The organism is Candidatus Accumulibacter contiguus, assembly GCF_036625285.1.
In the GTDB taxonomy this organism is placed as follows: Bacteria; Pseudomonadota; Gammaproteobacteria; order Burkholderiales; family Rhodocyclaceae; genus Accumulibacter; species Accumulibacter contiguus.
Genome location: NZ_JAZKUC010000001.1, coordinates 1,119,353 through 1,139,673, shown reverse-complemented (window position 1 = coordinate 1,139,673; position 20,321 = coordinate 1,119,353). Strand labels below are relative to the sequence as shown.

General features: G+C 62.3%; 15 protein-coding genes and 1 pseudogene. 9 read left to right on the top strand and 7 right to left on the bottom strand.

The features are described from left to right. The first annotated feature begins 1 nt into the window (after position 1). The 6 genes from ptsP (at position 2) to V5B59_RS05555 (ending at position 8,403) form a co-directional block, all read left to right on the top strand. The gene (gene ptsP / locus V5B59_RS05580) at positions 2-2,146 is read left to right on the top strand and encodes a phosphoenolpyruvate--protein phosphotransferase (protein ID WP_332351681.1); all 2,145 of its coding nucleotides are present in this window, start codon (positions 2-4) and stop codon (positions 2,144-2,146) included. Positions 2,147-2,314: 168 nt separating this feature from the next. After that, a protein-coding gene (gene prfB / locus V5B59_RS05575; protein WP_169071798.1) for a peptide chain release factor 2 occupies positions 2,315-3,419 on the top strand; the annotation gives its coding sequence in 2 pieces (ribosomal slippage) (positions 2,315-2,395 and positions 2,397-3,419; 1,104 coding nt in all). A gap of 177 nt (positions 3,420-3,596) precedes the next feature. Beyond that, positions 3,597-5,111 (top strand): lysine--tRNA ligase, encoded by a 1,515-nt coding sequence (gene lysS / locus V5B59_RS05570; RefSeq protein WP_169071799.1) that lies wholly within the window; start codon positions 3,597-3,599, stop codon positions 5,109-5,111. 46 nt (positions 5,112-5,157) lie between these two features. Continuing rightward, the gene (mnmC, locus tag V5B59_RS05565) at positions 5,158-6,357 is read left to right on the top strand and encodes an FAD-dependent 5-carboxymethylaminomethyl-2-thiouridine(34) oxidoreductase MnmC (RefSeq protein ID WP_169071816.1); all 1,200 of its coding nucleotides are present in this window, start codon (positions 5,158-5,160) and stop codon (positions 6,355-6,357) included. A 99-nt stretch (positions 6,358-6,456) separates the two neighbouring features. After that, positions 6,457-7,056 (top strand): hypothetical protein, encoded by a 600-nt coding sequence (locus tag V5B59_RS05560; RefSeq protein ID WP_169071800.1) that lies wholly within the window; start codon positions 6,457-6,459, stop codon positions 7,054-7,056. A gap of 63 nt (positions 7,057-7,119) precedes the next feature. Beyond that, entirely contained in the window at positions 7,120-8,403 is a 1,284-nt protein-coding gene (locus V5B59_RS05555; protein WP_169071801.1) for an O-acetylhomoserine aminocarboxypropyltransferase/cysteine synthase family protein, read from the top strand. 228 nt (positions 8,404-8,631) lie between these two features. Here the strand turns inward: V5B59_RS05555 and V5B59_RS05550 are convergent, their stop codons facing one another. From V5B59_RS05550 to V5B59_RS05535, 4 genes are all read right to left on the bottom strand, one after another. Then, on the bottom strand, positions 8,632-9,210 hold the full coding sequence (locus V5B59_RS05550) for a Uma2 family endonuclease (RefSeq protein WP_169071802.1): 579 nt from the start codon (positions 9,208-9,210) through the stop codon (positions 8,632-8,634). Between the two features lie 191 nt (positions 9,211-9,401). After that, positions 9,402-10,217, bottom strand: coding sequence for a phosphonate ABC transporter ATP-binding protein (locus V5B59_RS05545; RefSeq protein WP_169071803.1), 816 nt, complete (start codon positions 10,215-10,217; stop codon positions 9,402-9,404). Next, complete coding sequence (gene phnE, locus V5B59_RS05540; protein ID WP_169071804.1) at positions 10,214-11,104, bottom strand: phosphonate ABC transporter, permease protein PhnE; 891 nt, start codon at positions 11,102-11,104, stop codon at positions 10,214-10,216. The genes V5B59_RS05545 and phnE overlap by 4 nt, the downstream gene beginning before the upstream one ends. Then, positions 11,101-11,973: a phosphate/phosphite/phosphonate ABC transporter substrate-binding protein gene (locus tag V5B59_RS05535; protein WP_308240193.1), complete on the bottom strand. Its 873-nt coding sequence runs from the start codon at positions 11,971-11,973 to the stop codon at positions 11,101-11,103. Before V5B59_RS05535 ends, phnE begins: the two co-directional genes overlap by 4 nt. Before the next feature lie 530 nt (positions 11,974-12,503). Here V5B59_RS05535 and V5B59_RS05530 point away from each other — a divergent pair. From V5B59_RS05530 to V5B59_RS05520, 3 genes and pseudogenes are all read left to right on the top strand, one after another. Continuing rightward, a complete protein-coding gene (locus V5B59_RS05530; protein WP_169071817.1) occupies positions 12,504-13,592 on the top strand; it encodes a tartrate dehydrogenase in 1,089 nt (362 codons plus the stop codon). A 131-nt stretch (positions 13,593-13,723) separates the two neighbouring features. Continuing rightward, positions 13,724-14,730, top strand: a pseudogene (locus tag V5B59_RS05525) (cation:dicarboxylate symporter family transporter). 14 nt (positions 14,731-14,744) lie between these two features. After that, positions 14,745-16,022, top strand: coding sequence for a glycerate kinase type-2 family protein (locus V5B59_RS05520; protein ID WP_169071806.1), 1,278 nt, complete (start codon positions 14,745-14,747; stop codon positions 16,020-16,022). A 614-nt stretch (positions 16,023-16,636) separates the two neighbouring features. Here the strand turns inward: V5B59_RS05520 and V5B59_RS05515 are convergent. Genes V5B59_RS05515 through V5B59_RS05505 form a run of 3 tightly spaced genes read right to left on the bottom strand, consistent with a single transcriptional unit; the run spans position 16,637 to position 20,321 of the window. Further along, positions 16,637-17,899, bottom strand: a complete 1,263-nt coding sequence (locus V5B59_RS05515; RefSeq protein ID WP_169071807.1) for a serine hydrolase — start codon at positions 17,897-17,899, stop codon at positions 16,637-16,639. After that, complete coding sequence (locus tag V5B59_RS05510) at positions 17,896-19,050, bottom strand: YbdK family carboxylate-amine ligase (protein WP_169071808.1); 1,155 nt, start codon at positions 19,048-19,050, stop codon at positions 17,896-17,898. The genes V5B59_RS05515 and V5B59_RS05510 overlap by 4 nt, the downstream gene beginning before the upstream one ends. Then, positions 19,047-20,321 carry a cation:proton antiporter domain-containing protein gene (locus V5B59_RS05505; protein WP_332351680.1) on the bottom strand — a complete coding sequence of 425 codons (1,275 nt, stop codon included), beginning with the start codon at positions 20,319-20,321 and terminating at the stop codon, positions 19,047-19,049. Before V5B59_RS05505 ends, V5B59_RS05510 begins: the two co-directional genes overlap by 4 nt.

Genomic DNA, 20,321 nt, shown 5'->3' with positions numbered 1-20,321 from the left:
CATGCCGCGCGCCCTGCGATGCCTGGACAGGATCCAAAAAAGATATGCCAGGCTGTCCAGCCTCCTCCTGGCGGCGCTCGTGTTGTGGATCGACATCGTCACCGGCACCGAGATCCAATTCCCACTCATCTATGTCCTTCCGGTGGGCCTGGCAGCATGGCGTAGCCAGCGATATCTGGCATATGGTCTGGCGATGACGCTGCCCGTACTGAGGATCGGTCTTGAATTTCCCTGGGGGACCGACGCATCGCTTGTCATTGCCGACATCAACGCCGTGATCGAGATCGCCGCCATGCTGCTGTACGCGTATCTGGTCGGTGAAGCCACGGCACGGACCAGAGGTTTGACGAAGACGGCTACGGCAAGGGAACGCGAGGTGAGCCAACTGCGCGCCTTTGCCCGGATGACGAGTGCAACCCTGCAAGGGCGGGGAATTTCCCCTGGCATGGCGGACGGAGTGGCGTGGATCTACCTGCCATCGGAAGGCGAATCGACCTTCGAGCAGCAGCCGATCACACAGGACGATGTGGAGGCTGAGATCGACCGGCTCGACAGCGCATTGGCGGCTGCGATCCGGGAGCTGGAAAACAGACAGCAGCATCTCATCGGCGATATGGCCGCGGCGGAGAGCGCCCTGCTGGACGTACACCTGGCCATGCTCAACGACACCGAGTTCTGGAAGGTGTGCAAGCAGCGCGTACGTGCGGATCTGATCCAGGTCGAACAGGCTGTTGCGGAAGAAGTTCGGGAAATGGCCGAGAGCCTGGACGGGTCGACCCAGGACGCCATTCGGGAGCGCAGTGCCGACATCCGTGACATTGGTCGTCGGGTTCTGCGCAATCTCGGGGTCTCCGGCGAGCCACCAGCCAACCATCTGGCTTCACTTCCGCCATGCACGATACTCGTCGTCACCGAACTCCTGCCGTCCGACATATTCCAGCTCGATCGCGTCAATCTGGTGGCCCTGGTCACCGAGCGTAACAGTGCCGCGTCACATGTCGCAATTCTTGCCCGCACCAGAAACATCCCGGCGATCAGCGACATCAAGGATGCCACGGCGCTGCTGGCAACGGGCGACCACCTGCTGGTGGATGCAGAAGCCGGCACGGTCACCGTCGCACCGTCCAGGATTCAATCCGAGCTTTTCGCGGAGCGCCGGAGCCAACATGCCACGCACGAGTCCGCGGCGGCAGCCGACCCAGAGCAGGAGCCCACTACCAGGGACGGCATCCGCATCGGACTGTATGCGAACATCAGCAGACCGGATGAAGCGCATCTGGTGTCGGAGTATCGGCTGGATGGCGTGGGCCTTTTCCGGTCCGAGTTTCTCTTTCTCGATGTCGCCGAGCCGCCCACTCTCGACGAGCAGCTTGCGGCCTATTCCGCGGTGGCTGCGACGCTTGATCCATCTGTCGTCGTCATCCGCACGATGGATTTTGGCGGGGATAAAATCCCGCAATTCAAGCGCACCGAGAGTGATTTTGTTTTCCGGACGGGCGGACGTGGCCTGGCACTTTCCCTAGCCGAGAAAACCCTGTTCCGCACCCAGCTTCAGGCCATCCTCCGCACCGCGCGGTTGGGTGATGTGCGGATCATGTTTCCCATGGTCACTGGGGTGGCCGATCTGAGGGAAGCACGCCATCGGGTCGCCGAGTTGATCGAAGTCGAGCAGTTGGCCAGGCGGGTAGCCATCGGTGCCATGATCGAAACCCCGGCGGCAGTGATCTATATCCGTGAGATCGTGAAGATGGTCGATTTCGTATCCATCGGGACCAATGATCTCGCCCATTTCATCCTGGCCACGGACCGCCAGTCACAGGAATCTCCTGGCGCACTGGCGTTCCTGCATCCCAGTGTGCTGCGGGCGACAGACCATGTGGTGCGGACTGCCCTGAATCAGGGGATTGACCTCTCGGTGTGTGGAGAAGCAGCAGGAATTCCGGCGGCCGTCTGCCTGTTGGTGGGAATGGGGGTCCGGAACTTCAGCATGAACCCTTTCCAGGCGTCGGGTATCCGCCGCTTCCTGCGACAGATGACCATCGAACAGATGGAAACGGTCGCCAGGGATGCCCTGGCCGTTACCACCCTGGAAGAAGTCCAGCAGATCACCGAAACTGCACTTCGTGAAACTCCCGTGCTCAACTAAGTGGGCGAAATGATGAACAGGTGGTGGATTCTTCTTTCCGGCCATCCGCATGGCCAATGGCGTGGCGCCAGGATGACGTTACACCTGCCTACTCTTGCCTGCCCGCCCGGTTCGGCTCGCTGCACGTATATAATGCACAGTCCATTCATCAAGCAAGCAGGGTCCAGTATGGAAGCCGAACAGCTCAACCTCATCGAAAACCGGCTCGCCGACCTCGGTCAGCGTACCACCGAACTGCGGAGGTATCTTTGACTACGATCAGAAAGCCGATCAGTTAAAGGCCGTCGCACGCGAATTCGAGGATCCGAAGGTCTGGGACAACGCCGAGCGCGCGCAGGAACTCGGGCGCGAGAAGCGCTTGCTGGAAAACGTCGTGCTGACGCTGAACCGTGTCGGCGATGGCCTGCGCGACGCCACTGATCTCTTCGAGATGGCGCGCGAGGAGAATGACGACGACACGCTGAACGCGGTCATCGCCGATGTCGACGCCATCGAGAAGGAAGTTTCCGGCCTCGAATTCCGGCGCATGTTCAACAACCCGGCCGACCCGCTCAATTGCTTCGTCGACATCCAGGCCGGCGCCGGCGGCACCGAAGCACAGGACTGGGCGGCGATGCTGCTGCGCATGTACATCCGTTACGGCGAACGCAAGGGCTACGCGGTCGAAGTGCTCGAGGAATCGGAAGGCGAAGTCGCCGGCATCAAGACGGCCAGCATCAAGCTCACCGGCGACTACGCTTACGGCATGCTGCGTTCGGAATCCGGCATCCATCGACTGGTCCGCAAGTCGCCCTTCGATTCGAATGCACGCCGCCACACCAGTTTTTGCTCGGTGACAGCCTACCCCGAAATCGACGATTCATTCGAAGTCGACATCAACCCGGCCGAGCTGCGCATCGATACCTACCGCGCTTCCGGCGCCGGTGGTCAGCACATCAACAAGACCGACTCGGCGGTGCGCATCACGCATCTGCCGACCAACATCGTCGTGCAGTGCCAGAATGACCGTTCGCAGCACCGCAACCGTGCCGAGGCAATGGCGATGTTGAAATCGCGTATCTACGAAGCCGAGATGCGCAAGCGCCAGGCCGAGCAGCAGAAGCTCGAAGACGCCAAATCCGACATCGGCTGGGGTCACCAGATCCGTTCCTATGTGCTCGACCAGTCGCGGATCAAGGACTTGCGCACCAACGTCGAAGTCGGCAATACCCAGGGCGTGCTCGACGGCGACCTCGACCAGTTCATCGAAGCCAGCCTGAAACAGGGTGTCTGAGCCGCATGCCCAACCCGACCAACGGTCATGGCGAAGAATGCCACTCCGAATGATGCAAGCCGACGCCATGCCTGTTTCCCTCACCCCCAACCCCTCTCCCGCTGGCGGGAGAGGGGGGCGTCGTGAGTCGCTCAGCGACTTTCACGACAAGTACTGATCGCGAAACCCCATCATGTCATGTCCCCGACCGAAAACCTCCCCGACCCTGCGCTGCAGCCGGACGAAAACCACCTCATCGCTGATCGTCGTGCCAAGCTCGCCGAATGGCGGCAGAGCGGCCAGGCCTTCCCGAACGACTTTGCGCGCGAAAATACTGCCGGCAAGATCAACGATCTCTACGACAGCAAAACGCTTGAGGAACTCGCCGCGGCGCCGGTCGCCGTCCGGGTCGCCGGGCGCATCATGCTCAAACGGGTGATGGGCAAGGCCTCGTTCATCACCGTTCAGGACCTCTCCGGCCGCATCCAGGCCTATGTCAGCCGTGACCAGGTTGGCGATGAAACCTATGCAGCATTCAAGCGCTGGGACATGGGGGACATTGTCGGTGCCGTCGGCACGTTGTTCCGCACCCGTACGGGTGAGCTGACCGTGCAGTGCATGGAGATCCGACTGCTCTCGAAGTCACTGCGACCGCTGCCGGAAAAGTTCCACGGCCTGACCGACCAGGAACAGAAGTACCGCATGCGCTACGTCGACCTGATCACCAACGAGCAATCCCGCTTCACCTTCGTGGTCCGCAGCCGCATCGTGCAATCGATCCGCAACTTCATGATCCATCACGGCTTCCTCGAAGTCGAGACGCCGATGATGCACCCGATCCCTGGCGGTGCGACGGCGCGCCCCTTCGCGACACACCATAACGCGCTCGACATGCAATTGTTCCTGCGCATCGCGCCGGAGTTGTATCTCAAGCGCCTCGTCGTCGGCGGCCTCGAAAAGGTGTTCGAGGTCAACCGCAACTTCCGCAACGAAGGGCTCAGCCCGCGCCACAACCCCGAATTCACGATGATGGAATTCTACGAGGCATACTCCGAGTACCGCCAGTTGATGGACTTCACCGAAGGACTGCTGCGCCACAGCGCACGCGAGGCGCTGGCCAGCGAAGTGTTCGAATACCAGGGCCGCAGCATCGACTTCGCCAAGCCCTTTGCCCGTCTGACGATCATCGAAGCGATCCGTCAGTTCCATCCCGGCTACAGCATCGCACAACTCGGCGACGCCGCCTGGTTGCGTGCAAAACTGACGGCGATGAAGGTCGAGGTCGCTGCAGAATCCGGGCTCGGTGCGCTGCAACTGAAGCTCTTCGAGGAGACTGCCGAAGCCGATCTCTGGGATCCGACCTTCATCATCGATTACCCGGCCGAGGTCAGCCCGCTGGCGCGCCGTAGCGACAGCAACCCCGAGGTCGCCGAGCGTTTCGAGTTGTTCATCGCCGGCCGCGAGATCGCCAATGGCTTCTCCGAGTTGAACGACCCCGAAGATCAGGCGGCACGCTTCCTCGAACAGGCGCAAGCCAAGGAAGCCGGCGACGAGGAAGCGATGTACTACGACGCCGACTACATCCGCGCCCTCGAATACGGCCTGCCGCCGACCGCTGGCTGCGGTGTCGGCATCGACCGGCTGGTGATGCTGCTGACCGACTCGGCAAACATCCGTGACGTGATCCTCTTTCCGCAGATGCGGCCGGAGTAGGCAACTGCAGCTAGCCAGAGTGCTCATCGACCGGCACTCCCGGCGCATGCCACAGCACGCGATCGTCATCGGTGCCGGTCTGGCCGGCAGCAGTGCCGCCGAGCGGCTGGCGGCACGCGGCTGGACGATCGATCTGATCGAGCGCGCCGACGCGCCCGGCGAGGGCGCTTCGGGTAATCTCGCCGGCGTTCTGCGCCCGCTGCCCTCGCTCGATCACAACCGCCTGGCACGACTGACGCGGGCCGGTTTCGTCCACGCCCATGCGCATCTCCAGTCGCTGACCGCCGCCGGCTTGCCGCTGCGCTGGGGTCGTACTGGTGTGCTGCATCTGGCGCGCGACGACAAACACGCCGCGACGCAGCAGCGGGTGGTCGAAATCCAGCAGCCTGCAGCCGATGAGTTGCGCTTCGTCGACCGTGACGAAGCCAGCCAGCTGGCCGGCTGGCCGGTCGCCAAGGGCGGCTGGTGGTTCCCCACTGGCGGCTGGGTCGATCCCGCTTCGCTTTGCCGGGCCAACCTGGCTCGTCACGCGACGGCGATCCGGCCGCACTATCGATGCCAGGTCGCAGAAATCAGGCAGCAGGCGGATCTCTGGCAGGCCTGCGACGCCGCTGGCAAGCTCATCGCCGCAGCACCGGTGCTGATTCTGGCGAACGCAGCGGCTGCCCGATGCTTTGCCCCCGCCGCGCATCTGCCGCTGCGCGCTGCGCGCGGGCAGGTTTCGCATCTGCCGGCCGCGACGGCTTCGCCGCCGGCCATTGTCGTCTGCCGCCTCGGCTACGTGACGCCGGCAATCGACGGCCTGCGCTGCGCCGGCGCGACCTTCTGTGTCGACGACCAGGAAAGCGCGCTGCGCCAGGCCGATCATGCCGAAAACCTGGCCAAACTCGATTTCATCCTGCCAGGCTACAGCCATGGCATCGACCCGGCGCAACTCGGCGGCCGCGTCGGCTTCCGCCCGCTGTCGCCGGATCGTCTGCCGATGATCGGCGCACTGGCCGACGCCACCGCCATCGATCCGGCGTATCCGTCGCGGCTGCTCGCTGCCATGCCGCGCCTGCCAGGTCTCTACCTGATCAACGGCTTTGGCGCCCGCGGCATCGTCTGGTCGGCGCTCGCCGGTGAACTGCTGGCCTGCCTGATCACCGGTGCGCCACTGCCGCTCGCCGACGACCTGGTCAACGCCGTCGATCCCGGCCGCTTCCTGCTGCGTGGCCGCAGCCAGCGGTGGCGCAGCGACAGGTGAATCCTCCGTCAAGCCTGAGCGTGAAAATTGCGCAGTGGTCGCCCTCCACGGCTGCCCGCAAAGCGTTACACTGCGATTTTTTTCCAGGAAATCCAGGGTATGGAAAACCAGTCCCCAAGCACCCACCCGATGATTCTCGTTGCCGCAGCCTCGGTCACCCTGCTCAGCCTCACCAGTGTCGCGGCGCTGCTGGGCTGGCTGCCGAGCCCCATGATGGCACCGCAAGTGACCAGCGCGCCCACGCCGACCGCCAGCGCTACGCCCGCGGAAAAGTCCGCGACGCTGAACATCCCTGCCGGTTCGAGGGTCACGGTGCATACCGTCAGCGAAGCTCCCGCAAGCCAGGCAAGCAAGAGTGTCGCCACTCGACCGACCGCAGCAGTCGCCGGCAAGGGGCGATCCATTGCGACTTCCAGCTCCTACCACACTAACCGTGGCACCAGGCCGATAGCGAAAGACTCGCAACAGGAGAACACGCTTTACGTCAACCACAGCCGACCTGCTGTTGGCGCTTGCCGGGACTGCGGTACCGTAGTCGACGTGCGCGAGTTGACGAAAAAGGGGAGCGGCAGTCCACTGTACCAGGTCACCGTTCGCCTCCACGATGGCAGCATGCGCACCGTCAACGAATCGCAAGCACCGCTGTGGCGCAGCGGCGATCGCGTGCGCATCGGCAATGGAGAGTTCCCCGGCATCTAAGTGGGCCATCCGAGATGCTAAGATCGATCCTTGCCCAAGCGCCAACCCCCAGGGAGAACCTGCATGAAGCTAGAAACGCTCGCCGTCCACGCCGGCTACAGTCCCGAACCGACAACCAAGGCGGTCGCCGTACCGATTTACCAGACCAGCTCGTATTCCTTCGACAGCACCCAGCATGGCGCCGACCTGTTCGACCTCAAGGTGGCCGGCAACATCTACACGCGCATCATGAATCCGACCCAGGATGTCCTCGAAAAGCGCGTTGCCGCGATGGAAGGCGGCATCGGCGGACTGGCGCTGGCCTCGGGCCAGGCGGCGATCACCTACGCGATCATGACCATCGCCGAAGCGGGTGACAATATCGTCTCGGCGGCAACCCTGTATGGCGGTACCTACAACCTTTTCGCACACACCCTGCCACAGTACGGTATCGAGGTGCGCTTTGCCAACCAGGCCGAACCGCCCAGTTTCGAAAAACTGATCAACGGCAAGACCAAGGCCATATATTGCGAGTCGGTCGGCAACCCGCTTGGCAACATTACCGACTTCGAACCACTCGCCGAGATTGCGCACCGCCATGGTCTGCCCCTGATTGTGGACAACACGGTCCCTTCGCCCTATCTGTGCCGTCCCTTCGAGCACGGCGCCGACATCGTCGTCCACTCGCTGACCAAGTATATCGGTGGCCATGGCAACTCGATCGGCGGCATGATCGTCGATAGCGGGCGCTTTCCCTGGGCGGAACACAAGGTGAAATTCCGGCGTCTCAACGAGCCGGACGTGTCCTACCACGGGGTCGTTTACACCGAAGCCCTGGGGCCGGCTGCCTTCATCGGTCGCGCGCGCGTCGTACCGCTACGCAATATGGGTGCCGCCATCTCGCCGTTCAACAGCTTCCTGATTCTGCAGGGCCTGGAGACGCTGCCGTTGCGCATGGACCGCATCTGCGCCAACACCGAAAAGATCGCCGCTTATCTGCAGGGCCACGCCAAGGTGGCATGGGTCAATTACGCCGGCCTTCCCGATCATCCAGACCACGCGCTGGTGCAGAAGTACATGGACGGCAAGGCTTCCGGGATTCTCACCTTTGGCGTCCAGGGCACCGACTGCAGTGCTGCGGAGGCCGGCGCTCGCTTTCAGGATGCGCTGCAGTTGTTTACCCGGCTGGTCAACATCGGCGACGCCAAGTCACTCGCCTGCCACCCGGCATCGACCACGCACCGCCAACTGGCTCCGGCAGAACTGGCCAAAGCGGGCGTTTCCGAGGAAATGATTCGTCTCTCGGTCGGCATCGAACATATCGACGACCTGATCGACGATCTGGAGCAGGCGCTGGCTGCCGCCTGAAAAGATCCCCTGTACGCAGCCCTCTTAGGAACGTTCAAAAAACAACCTGCGGAAATTCATTGCTGGACTGGAAAAACGGTGGGATTCCATTGATCAGCTTTCGCAAATTGTTTTTGAAACGTTCCTTATCCGGTTGTAGCATCCTTGCCGGATGTGATTTCCAGCGTTAGCGGGACAAGCTCACACCCCTGCATGGGCGAGAAGAAGGCGCCCGGCTCGTGATTCCCTTCACGCCAGCACGTCCGCCAATGCAACCCAGACCCCCGGCACCCACAGCGGTGCTACTGTTTCGCAGTTCGTGGGCATGTGCATTAGGCGGTACTGCCCTTCGATGGGTTCGCGATAGACCGCCAATTTGCCGGCCTTGACATCACACAGCCAGACCTCGGGAATGCCCTGGCGCGCATAGAGCGCAAGCTTGACATCGCGGTCGTATTCGAGGGTTGTGTCGGAAACCTCGACGATCAACAGGACGTCAGCGGCTGTCGGGTGTCGGTCGGCATAGTTGGCGCGTTTGACGAGGGCAATGTCCGGCTGCGGTTCGCTCCGTTCGTCAAGGACGATGGGGTTCTGCGCCCGCACCATATAACTGGCGGAAGGGCCGCTGCCGAGACACTCGGCAAAACGGTCGACGAGAAACGCATGCCTGCTGCCTATCGGCGCCATATCCACCAGTTCTCCATCGATCAACTCAACGCGGTCGGTCTCATCCAGCAAACCGGACTGGGCCATGCGATGAAACTCCTCCACCGACCAGCGGTGATAAGGCACGGCAGCGCGTTCGCGGATCTTCCGTAGGGTGGGCATGGCAGGTTCCCAGGCTCGATGACATACGAGATGATAGTCCGGCATTCGCCTGGCGGCAATCGCGTTTCGAGCCAGGCGTGTCGGTCGTGGACGGTGGTGCAATCGCACCCTGGATCACAACTCGTTATCGGGGCACGTGAGTACTGGTGGGGGGCAGTAGCGAACAGGGCAGGCTCGTCCGGCAACATCGCTCATGAAAACGCCTCCACCCCAGCCTCTGAGCCTGGAATGGCCGAAGCCCCCCAGTACGTTCGATTCGAGCCCATGTCTGGTCGATACAGTTCGACGAGTTTCTGCTCGCCGACCATGGCCGGCGGCAGATCGAAGGCGATCCGCCCCATCTTGAGGCCGATGACCCGATCGGCCAGCAGCGGCAGCAGCGATGGGTTATGGACGACGGTGATCAGGGAGGCATTGGCGGCGGCGTTGACCAGCAGTCGACAGACGTCGCTCGCCGCGGACGGGTCGAGGGCTGCCGTCGGTTCGTCGGCGAGAATTAGCCGCGAACGCTGCATCAGTAGCCGGGCGATGGCTATCTTCTGCCGCTCGCCGCCAGACAGCCGGTCGGCTCGGGTATCGGCGCGCGCCAGAAGGCCGACGGCACGCAGTGCACCCTCCGCATTAGCCACTTCGTTGGCCGGAAAGCAGCGCGTCCAGCTACGCCAGCCGGTGATCCATCCGAGGCTACCGATGAGCACATTTTCCAGGGCCGACAGCCGGCCTACAAGATGAATGCCCTGCATCACCTGGCCGACTTCCACGCGCAGCGCGCGCAGCTCGCCTGGCGGCAATGGCCGGTCCAGGGTTCGGCCGAGTACTTCCACGCTGCCGTGAACCGGTTGCAGGAAGCCGCTCAAAAGGCGCAGCAGGGTCGATTTGCCAGCGCCATTGTGGCCAACGATGGCGACGCGTTCGCCCTCTGCGACGCTGAGATGGTCGATTTCCAGCAGCGCACGGCCGTGCACCGCGCACAGCACCGATTCAAGAGAAACGCAGGGTCGGCTCATAGCAGCGCCTTGCGGATTCGCCGGCTGAGGGCGTCGAATCCGGCGACCAGGACGATGATCACGAGCAGCACGGTCGATAACCGGCCCCACTGAAAGAGTGAAGTCGCTTCGCTGATCAGCAGGCCAAGGCCGCCAGCGCCGATGATTCCCAGGATGGTTGAGTCACGGATGTTGAATTCCCAGAGGTAGAGGTGGCTGGAAACGAACTGTGGCAACACTGCCGGCCAGACGGCGTTGAAGAATACCTGCACCGGCCCGGCCCCGACGCTGCGCACGGCATCTATGGCCGCCATGTCCAGCGACTCGATGGCTTCGGCGAACAACTTCCCGTAGCTGCCCATGGAATGCAGCGCGATGGCGAGAATGCCGGCAGTCGGCCCGAGGCCGACGATGCCAACCAGCACCAGCCCGAACACCAGCGTGTGTATCGAGCGTGCGACATCGAGGATCGCCTTGGCCAGCCAGAACAGCGGCCGCGACGCCGCCAGGTTGCGCGCGGTTAGCACCGCCAGCGGCAAGGCCAGCACGGCGCCGAGCAATGAGCCTAGCGTAGCAATGCGCACCGTCGTCCATGTCGCTCGCGCGAGCCCGGCGAGGTAACCGAGTTCGACCTCCTGGCGGTTTTCGATGCGCAACAGTGTGCCGTCGTCGCTGTGGTATTCGAGATTCGGCTTGCCGAACCAGACATCCAGGAAACTCGGCCGGGCAAACTCGCCGACGGTCTTGATCAGGTTGTGCAGGGGATTTCGCCCCAGCGTCAATTCGCCTTCGTCAGCGAGCGAACCCAGACAAGCGATCACCAGTATGGCATAAGCCAGGGCCAGTCCAAGAAAGCCGAGCCGGCCGCCGAATCGATCGGCAAAGCGCGAGACACGCACCATCCTCATTTCGCCTGCAGGATTCCTGTTGCCAGGCCGGCATCGCGAATCGGCTTGTAGAAATTGTTGTCGCGGCTGACAAAGCCGGTGTAATGCGGCGGCAGAAGCTTTGGCTCGGTCTTCAGGACATCACCGACCTCGCTGAGCGCCGCTTGCAAACGAATGACGAAGGCTCTGTCGGCGGCCAGGGCCTTGCTGACAGCAACAGCATCGTTCGGCAATGGCGCGGATTGCCAGATGATCCTCGATTGCTCGGCCTTGATCAGACCCTGCTCGATCATCGCATTGCGGTTACGGTTGTAGTCTGCGCCGGCGTCTAGTATCCCCTGGGTGACCTGAGTTTCGATCGCCTGATGCTTGGTGTATAGCACCTTGCTGAAATAGCGCTCGGGGTCGATGCCCTGGGTCATGAAATAGTGCAGCGGAATCAGGTAACCGGAGGTAGAACCCTTGTCACCGAAGGCGAAAGTCTTGCCCTTGAGGTCGGCTGGCTGGTTGATGCCGGAGTTCGGGTGGGTCACCATGATGGCGAAATATTCAGGCTTGCCGTCGTAGAGGATCGTGGACACCACCTGCGCTCCTGCCTGGTGATTGGCCAGCACATAGCCCCATGGTCCCATCAGGGCAATGTCGGTCTCGCCGTTGGCCAGCGACTTGGCCAGGCCTTCCCAGCTATCGACCGTGCGTAGTTCTACCGGTCGGTTGAGCTTGTTCGAAAGATAAGTCGCCAGAGGGCGGTAGGTGGCATCGTTCTTTTCCTTGTCTGGTTGGAACAGCCCGACACCGAGTTTCAGAGCTGGCTCTGCGGCATTTGCATCAGTGTTGAGGAGGGCCGTGGTGACGACGATGAAGAAGCAAAGTCCGATAAGGCGTTTCACGAGGGACTCCTGTAGCGAGTGAAGATGCGAAAAGCAACTCCGATTGTTCGGTGAGTTGAGCGAGATCGAAGTGCGTTCGGCCTGCTCAATCTCGAGCATGTGGTCTGCACCTGGACATCTCGCCCTAGGGCGAACGGTAGCAGATTGGCGCTCTCGGTGTTGAGTCGAAGAATCTGCCAATAGCTTTCAGACGAGATCAGCACGGCACGATGGAGGGGATTTTCGTCACTGGGCGCCGACGAGCGAGAAACGACGTCTCAGCTGTCTGAAACAAGCGGCCTCTCCCCTTACATCCTGCTGTTTCGGCTGCCGCGCTCAGATCCATTCCAATTTAAGTCGCGCGACGGCCTGTCTGCATCGGCAGAGAGTTTCCAGGTTTTAGTCCGAGCTTTTCCCGAGCCTGGTAAACGCTTCCGAGAGAAAGTCGACGAACGACCGGATGCGCGTCAACAACTGACTCGAGGAGCCTGTGGAGTTCCTATAGTACGCACCGTGCCACCCCCCACCACCTCATAGACAGGAGACAAATGATGAAGACCTATCGCATTGCCACGGTTCCCGGCGACGGCATCGGCAAGGAAGTCGTTCCCGCCGGTCAGCAGGTTCTCGAAGCGCTGGCCGCTTCGAACAGCACTTTCCGCTTCGAGTTCGAGAACTTCGACTGGGGCGGTGACTACTTTCGCGAGCACGGCGTGATGATGCCGGACAATGGACTGGATGCACTGCGCAACCAGGATGCCATTCTCTTCGGCTCTGCCGGCGACCCCGACATCCCCGACCACATCACGCTCTGGGGACTGCGTCTGAAAATCTGCCAGGGCTTCGACCAGTACGCCAACGTGCGCCCGACCCGCATCCTGCCCGGCATCGACGCCCCGCTCAAGCGCTGCAAGCCAGAGGATCTCGACTGGGTGATCGTGCGCGAGAACTCCGAAGGCGAATACTCCGGCGTCGGCGGTCGCGTGCATCAGGGCCACCCGATCGAGGCCGCCACCGATGTTTCGATGATGACCCGCGTCGGCGTCGAGCGCATCATGCGCTTCGCTTTCCGCCTGGCCGAATCGCGGCCACGCAAGCTGCTGACGGTGATCACCAAGTCCAACGCCCAGCGCCACGCCATGGTGATGTGGGACGAGATCGCGACCGAGATCTCCCGCGAGTTCCCGGACGTCACCTGGGACAAGGAACTCGTCGATGCGGCTACGGCGCGCATGGTCAACCGTCCAGCGTCGCTCGACACCCTCGTCGCCACCAACCTGCACGCCGACATCCTCAGCGACCTCGCAGCGGCCCTGGCCGGCAGCCTGGGCATCGCGCCGACCGGCAACATCGACCCCGAGCGCCGTTATCCGTCGATGTTCGAACCGATCCACGGTTCGGCTTTCGACATCATGGGCCTGGGCCTCGCCAACCCGGTGGGGACTTTCTGGTCGGCCGTGATGCTGCTCGAACACCTCGGTGAAGCCGAGGCTGCCAAACGCCTGATGCAGGCCGTCGAGACCGTCACCGCCGATCCGGCGCTACATACCCGCGACCTCGGCGGCAAGGCAACTACTGCCGAAGTCACCCGGGCCGTGTGCGATCACCTGGCCGTCAGCGCCGAGCGCCAGGCCGCCTGACCGTCGTTCCAGCCCGGCGCGACCGCCTGACGCGCCGGGCTTGTCGTCAAGGCGTCACCCATTCGGCTTCAACACAGCCATGCCAGAGCTGTGGGGCCACTTATCGCCTCGGAAGAGGAAGGAGAGACATCATGATTCGCCGCTTTTTCGGAAAACTCTATGTCCAGGTCTTGATCGGCGTGACTGCCGGCATCATTCTGGGCGTTGTCGCCCCGAACATCGGAACCGACCTGAGGCCGCTTGGTGACGTCTTCATCAAGCTGATCAAGATGGTGTTCGCACCGATCATCTTTGCCACCGTGGTACTGGGCATTGCCCGCATGGAAAACATGAAGGAACTCGGCCGCGTCGGTGTCCGGGCGCTGATCTACTTCGAGGTGCTGTCGACCTTTGCGCTGGCGCTTGGCCTGCTGGTCGTCAACTCGGATCGATCGTCTCGCTCGGCAAGTTGATGGCCACGATGTACCTGACCTGCTTTCTGTTCGTTGTCCTCGTGCTGGGAGGCATCTCCCGACTCTCCGGCTTCAGCCTCTGGAAGTTTCTGAAGTACATCAAGGACGAAATCTTCACCGTCCTCGGTACCAGTTCGTCCGAGTCGGTCGTCCCGCAGCTTATGCGGAAACTGGAGCATGCCGGCATCTCGAAGCCGGTGGTCGGCCTGGTCGTGCCTTCAGGATTGACCTTCAACCCCGATGGACAGTGTATCTATTACACTATGGCGGCGATCTTTATCGCTCAGGCCACCAACACGCCACTGACTCTGACCGACCAACTGCTGGTGCTGGGCGTGCTGCTGCTGACTTCGAAGGGTTCGGCAGGCGTGACCGGTTCGGGCTTCATCACTCTGGCGGCGACACTGGCTTCGATGGGCAAGATACCCGTCGCCGGCATGGTGCTGCTGCTCGGCGTCGATCGCTTCATGTCTGAAGCCCGTGCGATCACCAACACCATCGGTAACGCGGTCGGCACGGTGGCGATCGCCCGCTGGGTTGGCTCGGTGGACCGGGAGCGTCTCAACCAGGTGCTCGACGGCAAGAGCGATCCCGAAGACCTGCAGGCCTTGTACGAGGGTGACGAGGCAGCCAGCAGCCTGGAAGAAACGAATTTGCCCACGCAGCGCCCGCAACTGGCTGCCTGATCAGGAGACGAACGATGAAGACCAATGAAGCCCGCAGACTGCTGCGCCACATGTTCGAAGCGGCAATCACCGCCGCGCAGCCGGCGCACTGCATCCCGCTGCATCTGCCGGAACCCTCTCGCGGCCGACTGATCGTGATCGGTGCCGGCAAGGCCTCTGCGGCGATGGCCAAGGCGCTGGAGGAGAACTGGCCGGGCGAGTTGTCGGGACTGGTGGTGACTCGCTACGGCTACGTCGTTCCCTGCCAGCGCATCGAAATCGTCGAGGCCGCTCACCCGGTACCGGACGCCGCCGGAGTCGCTGCAGCGCAGCGCATCCACGCCCTGGTGCAGGGACTCAGCGCCGACGATACCGTGCTGTGCCTGATCTCGGGCGGCGGCTCGTCGCTCCTCGCCCTGCCGTTCGAGGGCCTGAGCCTGGCGGACAAGCAGGGTGTAAACAAAGCCCTGCTCAAATCCGGCGCCTCGATCTCGGAGATGAACTGCGTTCGCCGCCACCTCTCGGCTGTCAAGGGCGGGCGCTTGGCGGCGGCCTGCCATCCGGCGCGCGTGGTGAACCTCATGATCTCCGACGTGCCCGGCGACAACCCGATCGACATTGCCTCCGGTCCGACGGTTGCTGACCCCACCACCTGCGCCGACGCCCTGGCGATCATCCGCCGCTACGGCATCGCCGTACCGCCAGCAGTGCTCGACATCCTCGAAAATGGCCGCGGCGAGTCGATCAAACCTGGCGACGCGCGTCTGGACAGAGTCGAAACGCGCCTGATCGCGACACCGCAGATGGCACTCGAAGCCGCCGCTGCGGTGGCACGCCAAGCCGGCGTGGCGGCGCACATCCTGGGCGATGCCATTGAAGGGGAGGCGCGCGACGTGGGCAAGGTCATGGCCGGAATCGCGCTGCAGGTCGCTGGTCGCGGCCAGCCCTTCGCAGCGCCCTGCGTCCTGCTCTCCGGCGGGGAGACGACGGTGACGGTGCGCGGCAACGGGCGCGGCGGGCGCAACGTCGAGTTTCTGCTTGCCCTGGGCGTGGCGCTGAATGGGCATCGCGGCATCCACGCCATCGCCGGCGACACCGACGGGGTGGACGGCCAGGAAGAGATCGCCGGCGCCTGGCTCGCACCGGACAGCCTGGCTCGCGCCTGGGGCAAGGGTATCAAGCCGCTCGTCAGCCTGGATGACAACGACGCCCACGGCTTCTTCGAAGCCTTGGGCGACTCGGTCATCACCGGGCCGACGCTGACCAACGTCAATGACTTCCGAGCGATTCTGATTACCCATGAGCTTCCCTGATACAGCGTGCCGAATGCTTAGCAATTCTCCGGTTGTTCATCACATAGGCATTCAAGCAGGGAGCGATGGACCATCGAGGTGAGGCCGCTTCACGGTGAAAAGGACCGCAAAAGGACAACCTGGGATCTCAAACCGCTCGACTCTTGCAAGCGCAAAGTGTCGAACTCGGGAATTCACAACTACAACCCATCGGCTGGAAACGACCGCCATTGCTGGCTTCGGGCTGGTGAAGGCGCAGCAGAAGTCGACGTTTTCGTGGAATTCTCTCCCTGCACCCGTGCCGAGCACGGTGTGGGGTACGGCATCGGTGTGAACTTGGTGGTTTGGGCCGGTGTCGTGCTCGTTCTTCTTGGCGGGTTCTTTTTACCGCGTCTCGAACACCCTTGTCATCCCCGTTTCACTGCCAATCGCCGATCGGGCATCGACCTGCCATGGCTCTGCCGCGCCATCGATCTCCGAGTCGCCCTAAACAATTCGATTGGTTCGCCGACAGAAACTCGCCAAGCGCTAGGCCCGTCACACCTCTGCGCCAGGTTTACGCGGGTTTCCACCGCCATTGACACCTGATGATCCAGAAGACCGTTCGCCGAGTGTAGCCTCCCTCAACTCCAGCTTCAACGCTTGCCGCTGGGCTGTGTTGCCGAACCCAGCATGTCCCAGACCTGCTCAAGTGTCGCCCGCATGCCGGCGCTGTGATTCCTCGGATAGGCTGCAAAAATGGCAATCACCAGTCGGCGATCGAAATCGACGTAGAGGCTGTTGCCGTAGGGGCCGATAATAGCGATGCGGTTCGGTGCTCCACCAAGGTGCACAAAACCATAGCGGTACTCGCTTCCCTTTCTGAGGCCAGCAAGATCCGAAGAATTCGCTATGCGCAGCCCGGCGGAGGCTGTCAGCGTTTCGATGAACCAGTTCGGGACCTTGTTGCGTCGATTGCTGTTCCTGGCGTCGATCAGCAGTTGCCCCAAACGAGCAAAATCGCGTAGCGAGAGCGCCAATCCAGCGGACAGTTCCGTTCCCTGCGAGTCGGTGAGCCAGAGGGCTGCGTTCTCGGGTCGGAGTTTTTCGAACAGTTCCTGGCAAAAAGTCCGCGTGAGCGGAACCCGGTACGCTTCCGCAAGTGCCCAGACGAGCAGGTCGGTGTCAGGTCCGACTTCGCCGAGTTGCGGGTTCGGGGAAAAGTCCCTTTCCCAACGACCCGGTTGGTTGAGCCAAGCGCGAATCCCTCCGGCCGTGTTGCCGGAGTTCCATCCACCGGCCGCCAACCAGTCATTGACGTCGTGCGACGACCAATCGAAGCTGCTCTCTCCTTCGAGCAGGCGCCGAATCGACAGCTTTCGCAACCCCGTCTGCCCACTAAGGGCGGGTATGTAGCGAATGATCGAGCGGTCCGGCGAGAGCTTGCCCTGGGCGACCGCCATGGCACCCATCAGGGAGAGCAGTGGTCGGGTTCCGCCAAGCAGCAGTCGCTGGTCCTGCGCTACCAGCCCATTCCAGTAGCGCTCGCTCGCCACCTTGCCGTCGCGCAGCACCAACAGCCCATCGGCATACAAGCGCGTGGCCAGCAGGAATCCGACATCGCGGAGCTGCTGATCGAGCGGGTCGCGGGCCTTGAGTTTGTCGAGCTCGAGCTGTCGAGGAGCAGGGCGGAACATCTGGGCTGTTCCTGTCGCCCTGATCTTCAGCGAAGGCGTGAAGCTGCCGAATGACTGCAAGCCGATGCGCAAATTTTCAGGTGCCAACCAGTTGTCCTGGTCGATCCACGGGCCAGGATCCTTGGCACTCCTGGGGACCGACTCGATGACACACTCCTCTGCCGCATGCAGTGGCCACGCCCAAGGTACCATCAACGCCAGCAATGTCAGCCAGTGCTTCATCGTGGGCCCTCGGCAAGGTGCATGCTCCTTTTATTGCGAAAGCGCATTGTGGCCTCACGGACGACATCGTTCAGGTTTCTGTGGATGGCCTGACGCCCGCGCAACCAGCTGGCGTCGGAGATCTCTCCGGCCAGGGAGGCGTCGAGCAGTTGCAGCCAGGCGGAACAGCCAAGTTCGTGGGCATCCTCGATCAACACGGCGAGCAGTTCACGGGCGATCTGCCGGAGAGGGACTTGCCGCAGGCCGATCGGATCCGAGATCTGCCCATCGAAACCATAGCGGCACGCCTGAAACTTGTTATAGCGGGCAACATACAGATGCCGTTGGGTGTCAAGCGCGGGTCGAGTTCGCAAGAGATGGCGTACCAGGCTTTGCGCCAAGGCCGCCAGGGCTGCGGCGCGCTCGACCGTCAGTGGCGTATCGCAAACGCGGATTTCCACGGTGCCGAATTCGGGCTTGGGACGAATATCCCAGTAAAGGTCCTTGATGCTGCGAGCGATGCCACAGGCCTGCAGAAAGGAAAAATGTTCAATGAACTCTGCCCAGTCGCGCAAGGCCGGGCATTGCCCACTCAAGGGGAAGGCCGAGACGGCGTTCAGACGAGCGGACTGGAACAGTGTGTCTTCGCCATCGACGAACGGTGACGACGCCGACAGCGCAATGAAGATCGGCACATAGGGTCCCAGGGCCTGCGTCATCCAGATCGCTTCGTCACCGGATGTACAGCCGACGTGAATGTGCTGGCCAAAGACCGTGAACTGCTTGGCCAGGTAGCCATAACGGTGGTAGATCTCATCGAAGCGATCACCCGGACAAATCCGGCGCTCCGCCCAGCGATGGAAGGGGTGCGTGCCGCCGCCGCAGACGGCGATATGGTTGCGCGCGCACTGACTGACGAGCGCTTGTCGGAGGCCGACCAGATCGGCAGCAATGCCATCGACGAATGTACGCGGCAGGGTGCTGACCTCGATCATGCTTTCGGTAATTTCAAGCTTGATTTCACCAAAGCGGCCATCGTAGTCCATGCTGCCGAGAAGATCCGTCGCTCCACGCGTCAAATCAAAATCGCGCACTGAAACCAGCTGCAACTCAAGCTCGACCCCCAGGGTCAGTGGCTGGCTCTGTTTGAATTCGGCGATTGGCTGGCTCATGCCACTCCTTCCTTGCTGTTGTCGGTCGCCGCGGTCTCTCCGGCACGCACCACGGCGAAACGGCAGAGGGCAGGGCCGGCGAGTTCCATGATGGCGGCCGCAAACAGCGGCAATGACAGCGACGAACGGCCGATTTCCGGGTAGAGTCCGGCGATTTCATAGGCCATGAAAACGGCAGTGGCCGACAGCGGCTGAATGCCGATGCCAACCAGCACCCGCCTGGCAACGCCCAGGTCACCGCCGGCCCATGCCAGGGCAGCCACCTTGGCCACCGCCCGAACGATCAACAGGCCAATCGCCTGCAGTCCGATCAGCCAGGTGAAGTCTTGCCAGGGTAGCGAGGCGCCGACGACGACGAAGAGGATGATCGCCAGCAACCAGTGTCCTTCCGGCAGGTTGGTATAGCTGAGCGTCCTTTCCTGATCGCTGAACGACAGGATTACCCACATCAGGAAGAGGGTCAGAAAAACCGGCACCGCCAACATGCGGGCGGTGCCAACGGCGAGCAAGGCCGTGGCCACGAGGATGAAGACCTGTGCCAGAGAGCGTTTTGGCAACAGTGCCGCGACCAGACGAGCGAGAAGCGCCATCAGCCAGGCGATCATCACGGAACCGACCACCACCCACAGCGGATGGGCCACGGCATTCAGCCAGTCGTCGCTGTATTGCGCATGTACCACGCCGACGACGACGGCGAACACGACGAATGACGCAGCCGCGCTCAGCGCCGTGTGCAGGATGATCCGTTCGCTGACCTGCCCTTGCGCGTTCGATTCCTCGACGGTCAGCAGGACAACCGCCGGCGCCGAGGCCATGGTAACAGCCGCCGCCGCGGCCGCCCATGCCGCCATCAGACCAACCACCCCCCAGGCGAAGAGAAAAATGGCCGTGAAGGACAGGGTGATCTCGCCAAGCGTGGCTCTCAGCAAGTCGCGGTTTTCACCGAGCCAACGCAGATCGAGGCGTCGCCCGATCTCGAGCATCAGGAGTCCGAGCGCTGCATCGGCCATTGGCCGTATCTGGGCCAGTGCCTCAATGCTGATCCAGCCGAGCAAGGAGGGGCCGAACAATGTTCCTGCCAGGACGTAGCCGATGACTTTCGGCCAGCCCAGTTTGGCGCGCAACCACTCGCCGACCAGCAAACCGACGACCAGCAGCATGCTGAACAAGGCCAGAGAATCGAGTTCATCGGGGAAGGGTGGCAGGAAGAAGAGGCGCTCCTGCAAGCCTTCCCAGGCGGTGCGTGCCGACGACAGAATCTCGTTCAGCAT